At 68.0% G+C, this 18,922-nt stretch carries 5 protein-coding genes; 1 reads left to right on the top strand and 4 read right to left on the bottom strand.

Features of this window, described 5'->3' with window-relative positions; translation table 11 throughout:
- Positions 1–135: 135 nt before the first annotated feature.
- The 4 genes from rpoH to V9K91_RS03020 form a co-directional block, all read right to left on the bottom strand.
- Positions 136–1,011 (bottom strand): RNA polymerase sigma factor RpoH, encoded by an 876-nt coding sequence (gene rpoH, locus V9K91_RS03005; RefSeq protein WP_068854233.1) that lies wholly within the window; start codon positions 1,009–1,011, stop codon positions 136–138.
- A 305-nt stretch (positions 1,012–1,316) separates the two neighbouring features.
- A complete protein-coding gene (locus tag V9K91_RS03010) occupies positions 1,317–4,931 on the bottom strand; it encodes a hypothetical protein (RefSeq protein WP_336442660.1) in 3,615 nt (1,204 codons plus the stop codon).
- Between the two features lie 10 nt (positions 4,932–4,941).
- Positions 4,942–15,942 carry an Ig-like domain-containing protein gene (locus tag V9K91_RS03015; protein ID WP_336442661.1) on the bottom strand — a complete coding sequence of 3,667 codons (11,001 nt, stop codon included), beginning with the start codon at positions 15,940–15,942 and terminating at the stop codon, positions 4,942–4,944.
- Between the two features lie 97 nt (positions 15,943–16,039).
- Positions 16,040–17,968, bottom strand: coding sequence for a DUF11 domain-containing protein (locus tag V9K91_RS03020; RefSeq protein ID WP_176472602.1), 1,929 nt, complete (start codon positions 17,966–17,968; stop codon positions 16,040–16,042).
- A 582-nt stretch (positions 17,969–18,550) separates the two neighbouring features.
- On the opposite strand from V9K91_RS03020, the gene V9K91_RS03025 reads away from it, so the two are divergent.
- Positions 18,551–18,901, top strand: coding sequence for a helix-turn-helix transcriptional regulator (locus V9K91_RS03025; protein WP_176472603.1), 351 nt, complete (start codon positions 18,551–18,553; stop codon positions 18,899–18,901).
- Positions 18,902–18,922 lie beyond the last annotated feature (21 nt).

The following is an 18,922-nucleotide window of genomic DNA, read 5'->3' on the forward strand; positions in this document are numbered from 1 at the left end:
GACAGAAAGCCTATTGCAAAGCGTCGATACGGCGCTTTCCATAATCTCTCATCATCACGGCAGGCCAAACTTCGACAGTGCCCAACAAAAAAACCCGGCGAGGCCGGGCTTTTATTTGACAGTTGCACCATCGAGTCAGGCGGTGAACAGCGCCTTCATCTTCTTCAGCGCGTTCGCCTCGACCTGGCGGATGCGTTCGGCGGACACGCCGTACTCATCGGCCAGCTCCTGCAGCGTCACCTTGCTGTCGGCGTCCAACCAGCGGCGACGGATGATGTCGCGCGAGCGGGCGTCGAGTTCGGCCAGGCCTTCGCGCAGCAGCTGCAACTGGTTGTCCTCGCTGTCGGCGCGCTCATAGGCCATCGACGGATCTTCATCGTTGGCGACCAGGAACGCAGCCGGCGACGGCGGCGCATGTTCGTTGTCGTCATCGCTGGGCGCATCGAAACCGATATCGCGACCCGAGAGGCGCGATTCCATTTCCAGCACTTCGCGTTCGGACACGTTGAGGTCCTTGGCGACAGCGGTGACTTCCGCCGCGTTCAACCAGCCCAAGCGGGTCTTGGACTTGCGCAGGTTGAAGAACAGCTTGCGCTGCGCCTTGGTCGTGGCGACCTTGACGATGCGCCAGTTCTTCAGGATGAACTCGTGCATTTCGGCACGGATCCAGTGCACCGCGAAGGACACCAGACGAACGCCCATGTCCGGGTCGAAGCGCTTCACGGCCTTCATCAGGCCGATGTTGCCTTCCTGGATCAGGTCGCCCAGCTGCAGGCCGTAGCCGTTGTAGCCACGGGCCACGTGCACCACGAAGCGCAGGTGGGAATGGACCAGCTCGCGCGCGGCGTCCAGGTCCTGCTCGTCGCGGAAGCGGCGGGCCAGGTCCTGCTCGTCATCGACCGTCAACACCGGGATCTGGTGCACGGCGCCGATGTAGGCGTCCAGCGAACCGAGCGCACTGGGAATCGGAAGATTGTTTGCCACAAGGGCAGTAGACATGTTCTGGCTCATAGGGGTCATCTTATCAGTCCTGTATTTGGACTGCTGACAGTTCAAAAAGTTCCAGCGTTCCGCAGGTGAAACGCTGACGCAGATCAGGCCCCTAACGTACCGCGAAATGTTGACAGTTGCGAGTGGCCGCCATTCGGCGCAATTTCAATACAAATCAATAAGATAAGGAGAAAAACGTCACCACCACGTCGTTTTGGGCAGGACAATCCCACCTAGATCAGCCCATTCAGGATGGAAACGTTGCCAAGCATTCAGCCGAAGCGTCCAAGGGAGATGAACGGTGGCAGGCCAGACAATGCCGAAGCCTAGTAATACCCGGACAAATTCAGGAAGAACCCCTTCGCCTCGTACCGCAACTCGGTCAGGTCATCACTGAACTCGGTGAAGTTGTACCCCGCCCCGATCTTGAAGTTCTGTCCCACCTGGCGGTCCACGCCCACCAGCCAGCCTTTCTTGTCGCCGCCCTCGCGCACGTCCAGCCAGCGGTACTCGCCCATCGCCTCCCACTGCGCGAACAACCGGTAGCGCAACTGCAAGGCGGAGAAGTTGACCCGGCTGTCCAGCCACGCGCCCTCGCCGCGCCCGGTGCGGTAATCGCCCCAGCGCCCGGCCAGCTTCCCGGCCAGCTCCCAACGGTCGCTGAGTTGCATCACCCCTTCAAACGAGACGATCTGCGATTTCTGGTCGTACACGTTGCCGCCTTCCTGGCCCAGCGACGCCACGTCGTAGAGATACGTGTATTTGCCGAAGGCCGCCCAGCGCGTGTTGTCGTGCGGACGCCAGGCAAAGCCCAGGTTGGACTCCACCAGCTTGGCATCAGCCAGCGGATTGCGCTTGTCATCGGTGTCGGCGTAGTTGGCGCGCAGCGCGATGCGCCAGTCCTCGTTGACCTTGTACAGCAGCCGGTTGGTGGTCACCCACTGCCGACGATCTTCAGCGCCTTCGTCGCGGCGGTATTCGAGCTTGCTCGTCCACTGCGTATCGGCATCGGTGCGGCCACCGCTGACGCTGTAGGCGCGGCGATCGACGCGCCCGGTCGTCGCGTCCAGTTCGCCGTCCATCACGCTGAAGCCCAGCGTCCAGCCCTGCGCGGGGTAGAAGTCCATGCCGAAGGTATGCACCAGCCCGGCGCTGTCGTCGCGACGGTCCTTCAGGTACTGGCTTTCGTTGAACACGTTGACCTGGTTGCTCAGGCGCCAGCGCTGGCCGAGTGTCCAGCCCGACTGCAGCCCGGTGTCGTAGAGCGGGTCGGTGGTGGTGCGGTCGGTGCTGTAGCTGTAGTTGCCATAGAAGCTGTGCTCGGGCGTCATCCAGTATTCGCCTTCGAGCTTGGCGCCATCGCCGCGGCTGCCGCTGCTCACTTCCGCCCCCAGGCTGGAGCGGTCGCCGAACAGGTAGCGTGCGCCGAGCGTGGCCAGGTCGTTCTTCTCGTAGGCGCCGCTGTCGTCATCCACGGTCAGCTGCCCTACCCCGTACAGCTCCCACTTTGCACCGAAGCGCTGCCGGTAACTCAGCGCCGCCAGGGTGCCGTCCACGTCGGTACCGGCGTTCTCCTCGCGTACCCGGCGCAGTTCGGCCCCGAGCTGGCCGTCGTTGCCCAGCCGCCAGTCCATGGTCAGCTGCGACTGCTCCACCGCCACCTCACCGCGCTCGGCGCGGCTGTGCCGGCCATACAGGCTCAGGTTGTCGGTGAAGTAGCCCAGGAATTCGGCACCGTATTCCTCCAGCGCCAGCCCACTGTCCATGCGCGAGACCGAGAAGCCGGCGTCCACGTCGCGCCACCAGGCGCCCATGCTCCAATCCTGCTTGGTCCAGCCCAGCTCGCGCAGGTTGGCGCGCGCTTCCACCGCGCGGGCATCGCCCTTGCGGTCGCCGCTGACCGGGTTGCGCTGGATGAAGCTCAGGCCGCCGTTGTCGGAGTAGAAGATCGGCGCTGCGGTGGCTTCGGTACGGGTCTGCTCCAGCTTGAGGTAGGTGCCACGCCCGGCCTGCAGGGTCAGGTCGGCGCCCATCAGGCTGTAGTCGTCGCCACTGCGGTTCTCGTCGACGTAGGTGCCGCCCACCGCCACGTGGTCGCCGAACCACTGCTTGCCGCGCAGGCCGGCGCTCACGTCGTCGGTGCTGAAGCCCAGCGGGATGTACTCGTAGTCCACCAGCAGCAGCTGGTCATAGCCATCCAGCGGCGTATCACGGGTCAGCGTGCGTACGTTCTCGCGCGTGATCTGCGACAGCGCGCGGGTCAGGAACAGGCGGCCCTGGATCTCGTTGATCTCGTAATCCCGACCGCGCTGCAGGGTGGTGCGTGTCTCGGTGCGCCCGGTGGTGCGATCGCGCACTTCCATCACCACCTGCTCCGAGCCGGGCAGCAGGTCGGTGTGGCGCAGGTAGTAGAGGCTGCCGCCGGTGCCGAGGAACTCGGTGTGGCCGAGCGCGGACTGCGCCTCGGAACCGAAGGCCTTGAGCAGCGAACGCGGGTCGCCCAGCGGGGTGGTTGCGCGCGAGCGCCAGCTCACCGCCGCGCCGTACAGCGAACGCACGTACTGGCCGTACTCGGTGCCGGTGAAGCCAGTGGCGAAGTTGCCCCACAGCGCCTGGTTCTGGTCCCAGTCCACGCGCACGTACAGCTTGCCCTGCGTGTCGATGTCGCGATACGTGGTGGAGTCGTCACCGTATACCGGGTAGTACTGGTCCGGATCGAGGCGGCGGAACACATCGCGCGCGTCGGCGTCCAGGAAGCCGTCGAACAGCCGCTTCAGCTCGCGGTCGTAGGTGTCGGCCTGCGCGGTGACCAGGTACTTCCCGCGAAGCTTGCTCTTCAGGTAGAACGCCAGCCGACCTTCGCTGAGGAAGCTGTCGTCCTGGTCGCGGTCGGCGGCGAGTGGATCCAGGTTGCCGCTGGCGGTATTGCGCGACAGCGTCACATCGGCCAGCGCCACCAGGAAGCGGTAGCTGCCGGTCACTTCCACGTCGAGCGTGCGGGTCAGCGTCGGCGCGTCCATGGCCTCCACCTGCACGGTGTACCGGTGCTCGCCGATCGGCTCCAGGAACTCGGCGGCGAACTTCTGCTCCAGGTCCACCGGGAAGCTCTGCCCGTTGATCATCACCCGTGCATTGGGGCTCAACCCACGCCCGTAGATCCTCACCCGCGAGCCATAGATCGGAATGTTCTGCTGGCGCAGCGCGTTCTGCCCGTAGATGGCATTGCTCAGCTGCTGGGCCTGCGCATCGTCGCCATCCAGCACGCGACCCAAGGTGCGCTGCAAGTTGTCCCGCACCAGCTGGGTGCCGCGTTCGTAGTCGGTGGGCAGTACCAGCTGGAAGCGCTGCGCGTTGGTTTCATCGAAGGAACCATCCCGGCCGTAGGCGCGGGCGATGTACTGCAGGTCGTCGCCAACGCGCAGGTTGAGGTTTTCCGGCAGCTGCCCGTCCCACTCGGTGTTGCCGACGTAGTCCACCGGCATCTCGATGCGCGCCAGCGGCGTGACCAGGTCGGTGTCGCTGCCGCGGTAGATCACCACTTCCAGGCGCTCGATGAACGAGGCGTAGTTGTTGTAGCCGTGGAAGCGCAGCGGCTTGGTCAGCCGGCCGTTCTCGAAGGGGGCCATGGAGCCGGTCTGCACATTGAGCACCGGCGCCGACAGCGCCGGATCTTCGGTAGCCCAGACCACGGCGCCATCGGGGAGCTCGGCGGCCGACGCACCATTGGGTGCCGGCACCACCGCGCCGGGTTCTGCGGGACCGACGGGAGCATCCGCAGCCGGATGCACCTGCAGCAGCAGGTCATTGCCCTGCCGGCAGCCGTCCACCCCGCACAGGGTGGTGGGCACTTCGGGCAGCGGTTGCGGCGCCTGTGCGTGGGTGATCGGCAACCACAGCGCCAACAGGAGCATCAGGGGGCTGAGTGAGGTCTTGCGGTTCATGGTCATCTCCTCAGCGGTCCGCACGGTCGGCGGGGCGGGCCGGCGCAGCGGGCTGCACCTGGACCTGCACACGGGCGGCAACATCGGCAGGCAGCCGTGGCAGCAGGGCCTTGCGCAATACCTCGGCGCGCTGCCCGGCCAGTGCGGGCGTGGCCTGCCCGGCGGCTACGTTGACCTGCCCCCCACCCTGCGCCTCCAGCGTGCGTGCTGCATGCGCCAGCACCGTCTCGGCAGCGGCGCCCAGCGTGGCCTGGCCGGGAACGAACAGCCCTTCCCCGACCTCCAGCACCGATTGCGGTGGCCCGGCGTTGAACCTGCCTTCGGGCAATGCCACGCCGAAGTCGAAGCGCACCGGCAACCCCGGGGTGATCCGGCGCAGCAGCGGATTGCGGGTCGTGAAGCGTGCGTCGGCTGGCAACGTGGTTGGATCGACCTTGAGGATGAAGTTGCGTCCGCGCGCCTGGCCACCGTTGATACCGACCAGGTGGTAGCGCCCGTACGCATCGGTTTCGATCACCAGGCCTTCCACCGATGCCACGCGGACACCGGGGATGCCACGTTCGCCTGCGTCCTGCACGCCGTTGCCGTTGCGATCGTTGAACACGCTGCCGATGACCAGGCTTTCGTCCAGCAGCGGGTCGCCGATCACCTCCACGTCGGCCGAGGCCACGTTGCTGATGGTGGTGCCCAGCACGTCATTGGCGGTGATGCGGTTGGTATGCACACCCAGCCCCACGCCCGCCCCCACCCGCAGGTAGTACACCAGCGTGGCCGAACCACCGGCGCGAATGTCCAGGCCGTCGATGCGCAGCGGTGCCACGCCGCTGGCACGTGCGGCGTTGTCGATGTCCTGCGCTTCGAACCCGCCCGGGATGAAGGTGAAGCCGCTGGGCAGGGTGTCGAACAGGGTGACGCCCAGCGCGTCGAAGTCGCCCATGTTCTCCACGGTGACCACGTAGCGCACCACGTCACCCACCTTCACGCTGCGCTGGGTGGCCTGCTTGGTCAGGCGCAGCACCACCGCATCGGCGGTGACCACCACGTTGACCCAGCCTTCCACGCACACCGGGGTGGGCATCGAGGCATCGCAGATGTTGTAGCTGAAGTTGTCCAGGCCGCTGTAGCCGACGAAGGCGGTGTAGATGCATTCGCCGTTGCCGCAGGTTGCGCGCCCGTTGCCCGCCGCCCGGCCCAGCCGCATCGACGCCGGGTTGATGCGCGCACCGCTGGTGGTGAGGTTGTCCAGCAGCGGTACGGTGGTGGTGGTCCCACTGAGCACGGTGATGTTCTCGTCCACCACGTCCACGTCGTTGACCTGGGTCTGCACGTTGACCGTGGCACTGCTGCAGACCGCCGGCGAGGCCTGGTTGCAGAGGCTGTAGGTGAAGCTGTCGGCACCGCTGAAGTGGGTCATCGGGGTGTAGCGCACGCTGCCGTCAGGCAGCACCACCGCCGTGCCCATGGTCGGCGCGGTGGTGATGGTCACCGCCACCGTGCCCGGGTCGACCGGCGCGCCATTGACCAGGTCGTTGGCCAGCACCGGCACATCGACGGCCGTGTCCTGCGGCGTGCTGGCCTGGTCGTTGTTGGCCACCGGCACGCTGTTCGGCGCTGCCGCCAGGGTCACCGACACCGTACCCACCGCGCATATCGTGGGCTGCGCCACCAGGCAGATCTGGTAGGTGGTGGTGTAGGTCGTCCCGGGCGTACCGGCAGTGACATCGACGCTGCCGTCAGGCTGGATGGTCAGCGCCGGGGTGTTGGTCGGGGTCAGCACCACCGTGCTCGGGTCCACGGGCGTGCCGTTCAACGTGTCGTTGGTCAGCACGTTGGTCACGCCGGTGGCGCCGCCCGGGGGGACGCCGGGCACGCTGTCGTCATTGGCCACCAGGACACCCGCGCTGGCCAGCGTCACCGACACCGTGCCGATATCGCACACCGCCGGCTGGGCCACCAGGCAGATCTGGTAGGTGGTGGTGTAGGTGGTGCCGGGCGTGCCCGCCGCGACGTTGACACTGCCGTTGGGCTGGATGGTGATGGCGGCGGTGTTGACCGGGGTCAGCACCACGGTGGCCGGGTCCAGCGCGGCACTGTTGTAGGTGTCGTTGGCCAACACGTTGGCCACACCGTTGGCGCCGGCGGCCGGCACATTGGTCACTGTGTCGTCCACCGCGTCGAGCAGGCCCGGCGTGGTGGCCAGGGTGACCGACACCGTGCCGATGTCGCACACCGTCGGCTGTGCCACCAGGCAGAGGCGGTAGGTGGTGGTGTAGGTGACACCCGGGGTACCGGCCGCCACGTCCAGGCTGCCGTTGGGCTGGATGGTCAGCGCGGTGGTGTTGTTCGGGGTCAGCACCACCGTGGCCGGGTCGAGCGCGGCGCCGTTGAAGGTGTCGTTGGCGAACACGTTGAGCAGGCCGAGCGCACCGGTTGCCGGCACGTTGCTGGCGGTGTCGTCCACAGCGTCCAGCAGCGCGGCCGTGACAGTCACGCTGACCGTGGCGGTGTCGCACACGTTGAGGTTGGGCGCGGGCAGGCACGCCTGGTAGGTGAAGGTGTCGGTACCGGTGAAGCCTGCGTTGGGGGTGTAGCTGATGGTGTTGTCGCCGTTGACCACGGCGGTGCCGTTGGCCGGCGGCACCGGCACGGTGAACACCGCGCCGACCGGCAAGGTGTCGTTGGCGGCCACGGCCAATACCGTGGTGCCGGTCCCGGCGGGCAGCGCGTCGTCGGCCGCATCGGGGCGCACCGCGACCAGCGCGGTGGCCTGGGCGCAGTTGCCCGGCTGTGCGTTCTCGCACACCTGGTAGGTGAGCGTGGTCGCTGCCGGCAGCGTGCCCGGTGCCACGGTCACCACGCCGTTGGCGGCCATGCTGTAACCCGGCACCGTGCCGACCAGCGAGGCGGTCACCGGCGTGGTCCCCGGAACGATCGGGGCGCCGTTGAAGGTGTCGTTGAGCAGCACGCTGGCGGTGGTGCCACCGGTCGGCGCAACCGGCGCGCCGCTGAAGTCATCGGCCTGCGCGACCAGGGCGCTGGCCGTCACCGTCAGGCTCACCGACGCGGTATCGCACACGCTGCCATTCGGTGCGGGCAGGCACACCTGGTAGGTGAAGCTGTCCGCGCCGGTGAAGCCTGCGGTTGGCGTGTAGCTGATGCTGCCATCGGGATTGACCACGGCGGTGCCGTTGGCCGGCGCGACCGGAATGGTGATCGTCGGGTTGAGCGGCAGCGTGTCGTTGGCGGTCACCGCAAGCACCGTGGTGGTGCCTGCCGCGGCAGACAGCGTGTCGTCCGCAGCGGCCGGGCTGACCGCCACCAGCGCGGTGGACTGCGCGCAGTTGGTCGGCACGGCGGTCTCGCAGACTTGGTAGTTCAGCGTTACTGCAGCGGGCGTGGTGCCGGCCGCAACAGTGACGACACCGTTGGCGGCCATGCTGTAGCCCGGCACCGCGCCGACCAGCGAGGCAGTCACCGGCGTGGTCCCCGGAACGATCGGGGCGCCGTTGAAGGTGTCGTTGAGCAGCACGCTGGGCGTGCTGCCACCGGCAGCCGGTGCTATCGGGGTGCTGCTGAAGTCATCGGCAACGGCGGTGACCGTGGTGACGGCGACGGTGATCGAGACCGTCGCGGTGTCGCACACGCCGGCACCCGGGGCGGGCAGGCAGGCCTGGTAGGTGAAGCTGTCCGGGCCGGTGTAGCCGGTGTTGGGCGTGTAGCTGATGGTGCCGTCGCCGTTGACGATGACCGTACCGTTGGCCGGTCCGGCCGGCACGGTGATGGTCGGATTGACCGGCAGGGTGTCGTTGGCGATGACATTGAGCACCGTGGTGGTACCCGCCGCTGCGGTCAGCGTGTCATCAACCACGACCGGGCTGACCGCGACCACGGCGGTGGACTGCGCGCAGTTGGTCGGCACGGCCACTTCACACACCTGGTAGCTGAGCGTCACCGCCGCCGGCGTGGTGCCGGGGGCCACGCTGACCACACCGTTGGTGGCCATGCTGTACCCGGTCACCGGGGTCACGAGCGATGCCGCGACCGGAGTGGTCCCGGGCACGATGGCAGCGCCGTTGAAGGTGTCGTTGAGCAGCACGCTGGCGGTGCTGCCGCCGGTCGCCGGTGCGATCGGTGCCGCGGTGAAGTCATCGGCCACCGCAGTGAGCGTGGTGGCGCTGACAGTGAGGGTCACGGTGGCGGTATCGCAGACACTGCCGCCCGGTGCGGGCAGGCACAGCTGGTAGGTGAAGCTGTCCGGGCCGGTGTAGCCGGCGGTCGGGGTGTAGCTGATGGTGCCGTCGCCATTGACCACGGCCGTGCCATTGGTCGGTGCGACCGGGAGGGTGACGACCGGGTTCAGCGGGGCGCTGTCGTTGGCGAGCACGTTGAGCACGGTGGTGGTGCCGGCTGTCGCCGGCAGTGCATCGGCGACGGCATCCGGGCTCACCGCCACCAGCACAGTCGCAGCCGCGCAGTTGGTCGGCACCGCGTTCTCGCACACCTGGTAGTTCAGCGTCACCGCGGCGGGCGTGGTGCCAGCTGCAACGGTGACGACACCGTTGCCGGCCATGGTGTAGCCGGGTGCCGTGGTCAGCAGCGATGCGGTCACCGCCGTGGTCCCGGGCACGATGGCCGCGCCATTGAAGGTGTCGTTGAGCAGCACGCTGGCGGTACTGCCGCCGGTCGCCGGTGCGATCGGTGCCGCGGTGAAGTCATCGGCCACCGCGGTGAGCGTGGTCGCGCTGACAGTGAGGGTCACCGTGGCGGTATCGCAGACACTGCCGCCCGGTGCGGGCAGGCACAGCTGGTAGGTGAAGCTGTCCGGGCCGGTGTAGCCGGCGGTCGGGGTGTAGCTGATGGTGCCGTCGCCATTGACCACGGCGCTGCCGTTGGTCGGTGCGACCGGAAGGGTGACCACCGGGTTCAGCGGCGCCGCATCGTTGGCCAGGACGTTGAGCACGGTGGTGGTGCCGGCGGTGGCCGGCAGTGCATCGGCCACCGCATCCGGGCTGACCGCGACCACGACGGTGGCGCCGGCGCAGTTGGTCGGCACCGCGTTCTCGCACACCTGGTAGTTCAGCGTCACGGCGGCGGGCGTGGTGCCGGCCGCAACGGTGACGACACCGTTGCCGGCCATGCTGTAACCGGGCTCGACGGTGAGCAGGGTGGCAGTCACCGGGGTGGTACCCGGCACGATCGGCGCACCGTTGAAGGTGTCGTTGAGCAGCACGCTGGCGGTACTGCCGCCGGTCGCCGGCGTGATGGGCGCGTTGGTGAAGTCGTCGTTGACCGCGGCAAGGCCGGTCAGGCTGACGGTGACCGCCACCGAGGCGGTATCGCAGACGGACGCCCCCGGTGCAGGCAGGCACACCTGATAGGAGAAAGTGTCCGCGCCGGTGAAGCCGGCCGTGGGCGTATAGGTGATGGTGCCGTCGCCATTGACCACGGCGACGCCGTTGGCGGGCGCAACCGCGATCGTGATCGACGGGTTGGCCGGCAGGGTGTCATTGGCGCCGACATTGAGCACGGTGGCGGTACCCGCCGTGGCCGGCAGGGTGTCGTCCACCGCGTCCGGGCTGACCGCCACCACGGCGGCAGCCGCGGCGCAGTTGGTCGGGACGGCGGTCTCGCAGACCAGGTAGTTCAGGGTGACCGCGGCAGGCGTGGTGCCCGGGGCCACGCTGATCACACCGTCGGCGGCCATGCTGTAGCCGGTTTCCACGGTCAGCAGGGTGGCGGTCACCGGGGTGGTGCCCGGCACGATGGGTGCACCATTGAACGTGTCGTTGAGCAGCACGCTGGCGGTGCTGCCACCGGCAGCCGGGGCGATCGGCGTGGCGGTGAAGTCATCGGCCGCAGCGGTGAGCGAGGTCACCCCCACGGTCACGGCGACCGTGGCGGTGTCGCAGACACCGGCTGCTGGCGCGGGCAGGCAGACCTGGTAGGTGAAGCTGTCCGCGCCGGTGAAGCCGGCCGTGGGCGTGTAGCTGACGGTGCCGTCGCCGTTGACGAGCGCCGTGCCGTTGGTCGGCGCGGCAGCGATGGTCACGGTCGGTGCCAGCGGGGCGGTGTCGTTGGCCAGCACGTTGAGCACGGTGGTGGCGCCGGCGGTGGCCGGCAGCGCGTCGTCCACCGCGTCCGGGCTGACCGCGACCACCGCCGTGGCACCGGCGCAGTTGGTCGGCACCGCGTTCTCGCAGACCTGGTAATTCAGCGTTACCGCCGCCGGCGTGGTGCCGGCGGCCACGGTGATCACGCCATTGGCCGCCATGCTGTAGCCGGTGACCGGGGAGGACAGCGAGGCGGTCACCGCCGTGGTACCGGGAATGATCGCGACACCATTGAAGGAGTCGTTCAGCAGCACGCTGGTGGTGCTGCCACCGGTCGCCGGCGCGATGGGCGTGGCCGTGAAGTCATCGTTGGTCGCGGTGAGCGTGGTGGCGCTCACGGTCAGCGACACCGTGGCGGTGTCACACACCCCGGCGCCCGGCGCCGGGAGGCACACTTGGTAGGTGAAGCTGTCAGCACCGGTGTAGGCGCCGGTCGGGGTGTAGGTGATGCTGCCGTCGCCGTTGGCCACGGCCGTGCCGTTCGCGGGCGCGCCGACAACGGTGACCACCGGGTTCAGCGGTGCGCTGTCGTTGGCGAGCACGTTGAGCACGTTGGCGGTGCCGGCGGTAGCCGGCAGCGTGTCATCGGTCGCGTCCGGGCTGACCGCAACGAGCGCGGTGGCGGCTGCGCAGTTGGTCGGCAGGGCGGTCTCGCACACCTGGTAGCTCAGGGTCACCGCGGCAGGCGTGGTGCCTGGCGCCACGCTGACCACGCCGTTGGCGGCCATCGTGTAGCCGGTAACCGGACTGATCAGCGTGGCGGTCACCGGGGTGGTGCCCGGCACGATCGGCGCGCCATTGAACGTGTCGTTGAGCAGCACGCTGGCGGTGCTGCCGCCCGCCGCCGGCGGGATCGGCGACGCGGTGAAGTCGTCGTTTGTCGCGGTCACCGTGGTCGCCGTCACCGTGAGCGCCACCGTGGCGGTATCGCACACGCTGCCATGCGGGGCCGGCAGGCACAGTTGGTAGGTGAAAGTATCGGGTCCGACAAACGCACCGGTGGGCGTATAGCTGAGCGTACCGTCGCCGTTGACGACCACGTTGCCGTTTGCCGGCACCGCAATCACGCTGAGGACGGGGGTGAGCGGCGCCACGTCGTTGGCCAGCACGTTGAGCACGGTGGTGGCGCCGGCGGCCGCCGGCAGCACGTCATTGACCGCGTCGGGGCTCATCACGACCACGGCGGTGGCCGTGGCGCAGTTGCTGGGCAGCGCGGTTTCGCAGACCTGGTAGTTCAGGGCGATGGAACCCGGCAGCGTGCCGGCCGCCACGGAGATCACGCCGTTGGCAGCCATGCTGTAGCCCGAGGCCAGCGTGGTGAGGGAGGCGGTGACCGGGGTGGTGCCCGGCACGATGGCCGCGCCATTGAAGGTGTCGTTGAGCAGCACGCTGGGCGTGCTGCCGCCCGTGGGCGGGATCGGGCTGGCGCTGTAGTCGTCGTTGACCGCGACCAGGGCGCCCGCGGCGATGGTGATCGCGACCTGTGCGGTATCGCAGGTGGCGCCGTCCGGTGCCGGCAGGCACACCTGGTAGGTGAGCGTGTCCGCGCCGCTCTGCCCGGCGTTGGCGGTGTACTCCAGGGTGCCATCGGCCGCGAGCACGGCAACGCCCTTGGTCGGCAGCTGGGTCACCGTGAAGGTGGCACCGGCGGGCACATTGTCATTGGCGGCCAGGTTGAAGCTGCCCGGCTGGGTGCCGGTGACGGTGGCCGTGTCATCGGCCGCATCCGGCGCGATCAGCACCTGTACGTCGGCCGTGTCGCAGTTGGTCGTGGAGCCGAGTTCGCACAGGGCATAGCTGAGCGTGGTGGCGCCAGCCGGGGCGAACCCGGCCACGGTGATGACACCGGCACCATCGATGCTGAAGCCGGCCGGTGCGCCCACCAGGTTCACCGTGACCTGCAGCGGATTGGCGGCGGCCCCGTTGAAGGTGTCGTTGCCCAGCACGCTGGGCGTGGTGCCGCCCACGCCCGGCGCGAACACCGGTGCGCGGAAGTTGTCGTCCAGCGCGTCGAGGGTGTTGGCGACCACGGTGATGTTCACCGTGCCGGTGTCGCAGGTCGCGGCGTCCGGGGCGGGCAGGCAGACCTGGTACTGCACGGTCTGCGGGCCGGCGGCAGCCGGCGTGTAAGTGAAGCTGCCGTTGGGCTGCAGGGTGAAGCTGCCTGCGGCGGGCGGCGTGACCAGGGTGTAGCTGGCGCCGGCCGGCGCGTTGTCGTTGATGCTGACGTCGCCGACCAGCGGTTGCCCGGCCGGCGTGGTGTAGGTGTCGTCTGCAGCCGCGGGGGCGATCAGCAGGGCCACCTGCGCGGTATCGCAGTTGCTGCCCGCGCCGGCTTCGCACAGCTCGTAGGTGAGGCTGACTGCACCGGCGGCGGCACCGGCGGGCACGTTGATGACCCCGGCGCTGGTGATGGTGAAGCCCGGTGGCGGCGCGTTGACCAGGCTCAGGGTGACCTGGGCGGCGGTGACCGGGGCGGCATTGAAGGTGTCGTTGCCCAGCACGCTGGCGGTGCTCCCGCCGGTGACCGGCGAAATCACCGGGGCGGTGAACACATCGTCGACCGCGTCGATCGTATTGGCCGCGATGATCACGCTCACCGTGGCCGTCGCGCAGGTGGCACCGTTCGGCGCCGGCAGGCAGACGCGGTAGTCGAACGTGTCGGTACCGGTCGTGCCAGGGTTGGCGGTGTAGGTGAGCGCGCCGTTGCCGGCAAGGTCGATGCTGCCCAGCGTGGGCGCGGTGAGGGCGAAATACTGCGACCCGGCCGGCGCGTTGTCGTTGATCGCAACCAAGCCGTTCACCGACTGCCCGGCCTGCACGTTGAAGGTGTCGGCCAGCGCAGTGGGCGACACCACCAACTGGACGTCGGCGTCGTCACAGTTGGTCGGCACGGCGACTTCGCACAGGCGGTAGCTGAGCGTGACCAGGCCGGCCGGAATGTTGGCGGCCACGGCGATGGTGCCGGAGGTCGGGTCCAGGGTGTATCCCGGCGTGGTCGACAGCAGGGTTGCGGTCACTGTCCCCGGCACCACGGCGCTGCCATTGAGGGTGTCATTGCCCAGCACGCTGGGCGTGGTGCCGCCGGCGCCCGGAATGGCGGTGGCGAAGGTGTCATCGTTGGCCAGCAGCGCGTTCGCGCCGAGAGTGACGGTGACGGTCGCGGTATCGCAGACAGTGCCATTCGGTGCAGGCAGGCAGACCTGGTAGCTGAAGGTGTCGGTACCGGCAGCGCCCGCGTTGGGGGTGTAGGTGAAGGCGCCATCGCCGCCGATGACGGCAGTGCCCTGGGTGGCCGGGGTGACCAGCGAGAATGCTGCGCCGGGCGCGGCAATGTCGTTGGTGCCCACGTTACCCAGCGCCGGTTGCCCTGCACCGGGCGTGGTCACGGCATCGTCCACCGCATCGGGCCCGACCACCAGCTGCACGTTGGCGGTATCGCAGAGCGTGGGCGCGCTGGTGAGGCAGATGCGGTAGGCCAGGGTCACCGCGCCGGCGGCGGTGCCTGCAGGCACGGTGATGAAGCCGCCGGCGTCCATCACGTAGCCGGCCGGAGCGGTGATCAGCGTAGTGGTCAGATTGGCCGCGACGACCGGATTGCCGTCGAAGGTGTCGTTGGCCAGCACGCTGGTGGCCAGCGTGCCGCCGCTCTGTGCCGGCACCGGGGTTGCGGTGAAGTCATCTGCCACCGCGTCGATGACGCTGGCGTTGATGTTGAGCGTGACCGTGGCGGTATCGCACGCGGCGCCATTGGGCGCGGGCAGGCACAACTGGTAGCTGAAGGTGTCGGTGCCGGTCGCGCCTGCATTGGCGGTGTAGGTGAAGCTGCCATCGCCGAGCAGCTGCAGGGTGCCTTGGGTGGGCGCGGTGCCGGTCTGGGTGAAGGTGGAGTCGACCACGTAGTTGTCATTGTCGCGCACGTTGGCGACCAGCTGCGCGCCAGCCTGCACGGCGTAGCTGTCGTCCACGGCATTGGGCCCGACCACCAGCAGCACGTTGGCGGTATCGCAGTTGGCCGGCGATGCCTGTTCGCACAGTTGGTAGGTCAAGGTCACCGGGCCGGCGGCGGCGGTGGCCGGCACGTTGACGGTGCCATCGGCGGCAATGCTGTAACCCGACGGCGCACTGGTCAGCGACAGCACCATGTTGGCGGCCACGACCGGGACGCCATTGAGGGTGTCGTTGGTCAACACGCTGGCGGTGATGCCGCCGACGCCCGGCGGCAACGGCGCGGCACGGAAGTCGTCGTCGTTGGCAATCAGCGCTGCGGCCTGCACGGGAATGCTGGGGGTGGTGGCGGTGTTGTCGCCCGGGGTCGGGTCGGTGGTGCCCAGCGGCGGGGTGATCGTAGCCACGTTGGCGGCGATGGTGGCCGGCGTGGTGGTCGGCGCGGTGCCGTTGACCAACACCACCAGGACCTCACCGACGCCGACGTTGACGCCGATGTTGACGCTGCCGGTGCCCGATGCCGCCGCACACTGCGTGCTGGGCGAGACCACCGCGCAGGTCCAGCTCACCGCGGTCAGCTGCGCCGGCACGCTGTCGACCAGCGTGGCCCCCACTGCCTGCGACGGCCCCTGGTTGCGCAGCTCGATGCGGTACTGAACCGCGCCGCCGGCGGCGACCGGCGTGGGCGTGGTGATGGTCTTGGACACGCTCAGCTGCGCGCTGGCGGCCAGCGTGTTGCTGTCGCTGCTGGTGTTGTTGCCCGGGGTGGGATCGGAGATGTCGGCCGGCGCGGCGACCGTGGCGGTGTTCACCAGCGGGTTGCGGTAGGCCTGCGCCTGCGCCCCGCTCGCGGCCAGGGTCATCAGCACGATGCCGGCCAGCGGCAGCGCGCGGGCGCGCAGGCAGCGGGCAGCGAGCTGGGAAAGGAAGCGTCGGGCGCTGGCGGTCGACATGCAGGAATCCTCGAAAGCAGCGCGCAGGCATTCGGCCGCGCACCACGTGTTGCGACGTTGCTGTCGGCGCGCCACCGGGCGCGCCGGGTGGATACGGCTAGTACGCGGCAGGGTCGGCGCTGAAGATCACCGGCACGGTGATCGTTGCCTGCCCGCCGTTGATCAGGTCCACACCCAGGCTCACCCCATTGGTTCCCGCCGCACCGCCACTGGCGGCGCTGCAGACGCTTCCCGCCGACGCGATGCAGCTCCATGGCGCGCTCAGCGTGGCGCCGGCCGGCAAGGTGTCGGTCACCTGCGCCGCCGTGACCGGATCGGGCCCGGCATTGCTGACGGTGATGACGTAGCTGGCGGTTCCGCCGGGGGTATAGGAACCGCTGCCATCGGACTTGGTGATCGACAGATCGGCCTGGCGCGTGCGGTTGGTGATGCGGCAGACCACGTTGAGCGGCTGCGCCGACAGGGCCGGCGAGGTGAAGTTGAAGTTCTGCCCGGTACCGCTGGTCAGCGTAGTGCCGGCCTGGTCCTTGCACTCCCAGGTGCTGGCGTAGCGCGCCAGGACGGTAGCGGTGCCCGCGGTTTCGGCCAGCGTGTAGACCGAACCCGGCGTGGTGACCACTGCCGTGGTGGCCCCGTTGTTGCCGACATTGGCCACGCTGGCGAGTACCGTGGCGCCCTGCGCCACACTGAGGTTGAACAGCCCCGGGTCGGTGGTCGGCGCCAGCGTCTTGACCAGCTGCACGGTAGCCGCGCAGCTCTGCGAAATGCTTTCCACCGTGAACACGGCCTGGCCGATGCGGATGCCGAGCAGGCCCAGCAGGTTGTCCACCACGCCGCCCAGCACCGCGCTCAGCACCGGCGCCACCACCGTGTTTACGACCGGCCGCAGGACCGGCAGGAGTGTCTGCACCACCGCATTGACGATGCTGTTCACGGGCAGCGGCAGCTGCACGAGGTTGTTGACCAACCGCACCACCGGCGTGCCACTGGTAATGCTGATGTCCAGGCTGTTGACCAGGCTGGTGACCAGTGCGGTGGCACTGACGGTGCCGGCCGAAAGCGTGCGCGTCTGTGGGTAGGGTCCAGTGAACACCACCGACTGCGTCGACGGCGTCCCCGTGGCAACCGCCCGCAGCGACACCGTCAGCGGCACGTCGACGTCGGCCACCTTCAGCGCGGAAAGCAGGCTTACCGCGACGGTTACGTTGAGCGTGGTCGCATTGATCGGGGTGACGCTGGCGGGGGTCAGCACTGCGGTGCGGTTGAAGAACACGGCATCGCTGATGGTGCCGATGTACAGGTTGACCAGGCCCGGACGGGCCTGCAGGGTCACCGCACTGCTCGCCAGGTTGACGGCATTGATGGTGCCTTCGGCGCGGGCGATGTCGGCATAGACCGACAGGTGCAGCAGCGACGCGGTGATGGTGGTGCCGGACAGCGACACCAGCCCGGCAATGTTCAGCCCATTGAGTGCATTCACCAGCGGCGCGATGGTCAGGCCCTGGGCGATATCGAAGTCGAACTTCAGGCGGATCGCGGCGCTGTGGAAGCCGGTGCCGACCGGGCCGCAGTTGTACACCGGCGGCTCGATCACCTGCGCCCAGATGCGCACATTGGCCAGGCCCCCCAGGCCGAGCGGCGCGAGCTGCGCGGTGGTCAGGGTGATCGGGGTGGGCGTGGTGACCACGTTGCGGAAGTTGTACAGCTGCACGCCACCGGTGATCAGGTCCAGCACGTCCAGGTTGACGTTGGCCAGCGAGCCGGGCGGCAGGCTCACCTGCAGCAGGTCGGCCAGGCGGATGTTGCCGGTCAGGCCGCTGAGCGATGGCGTAAGCAGGTTGAGTGCGTTGGCGGCCAGCGTGTTGCCGTCAGCCTGGAGCACCGAAACCAGCGCGGCCTGCAGCTGGCCCAGGGTGATGTTGGCGTTGAGCACCTGGCTGGGGTCGCTGACCGCGACACCCCCGTTGAGGCGGGTCAGCAGGGCATTGAGATTCACATCGGCACCGGCGATGTGGTTCCAGTCCACTGCGGTGATATTGATATTCGTTCCGGGCAAAAGCGTCGTGAAAAGCAGGTTCAGGACGGGACTCTGGGTGCTGTCCACCTGCGCAAGTCGCGGACCAGCAGAAACACAAGCGCCATTCGCCGTGCACGCATCCTGGGCATTTGCGACAGTGAAAATGCTGGATAACGCGAGCCCCATCACAATTAATGCGGAGATACTGACAATCCTGAACCGCACTAACACCCTTTTCACACCTGAAACATTATCCATCGGCCATCCCCCGGTCGTGGCCGCAGCACTCCATCCCGGGTAGGAAAATGCCTACCATGGGTGACCGGATGCTGGCCTGTCTCGTTCAGATTCTGCCGGCGGACTTTCTGGCCGGCATGGAGGATTAACTACGTGGACGGGCGACAATCGTCAAACCGGCCAGTAGTTTTACTGAGGGAAGTTTGGCTGTCGCTGCGGGTTTTACGGATGGGTAACCCTGCGGTGCCAACGACGGACAGCGATTCTGTACATTCTGTTGAAAGAATTGCTGTCTCGTTAGTATCGATAACCATCCACCACTCAAGGAACGGGAAGGGGATTGCCATGCTCACGATGTCAGACCGGATCCGTGGCGCGCGGACCAGTGCAGGGCTGTCGCAATCGCAACTCGCGAATGAGACTGGCGTGAAAAGAAGTGCGGTAGCGCAATGGGAAAGAAAGGAGGGCACGCATCCGAGCGTGGAGCACCTGGCCCGCATTGCGGTGGTGACGCAGGTGCGTTTCGAGTGGCTGGCCACCGGGCGGGGCTGCGGCAAATCCGATGGCGGCGAGTTGAGCGCGGCGGCGCCCACCGCCGATTACGCGCGCAACGACCTGGAGGGCAACATCCTGTCGCTGTTCCGGCGCCTGCCGCCGCGCAAGCGGCAGGTGGCGCAATCCATCATCGAAATGCTGGGCGTGTAGGTAACGACGGTAGGTAACGAC

It is taken from the genome of Stenotrophomonas sp. CCNWLW57, assembly GCF_037203925.1.
Classification (GTDB): domain Bacteria; phylum Pseudomonadota; class Gammaproteobacteria; order Xanthomonadales; family Xanthomonadaceae; genus Stenotrophomonas; species Stenotrophomonas rhizophila_A.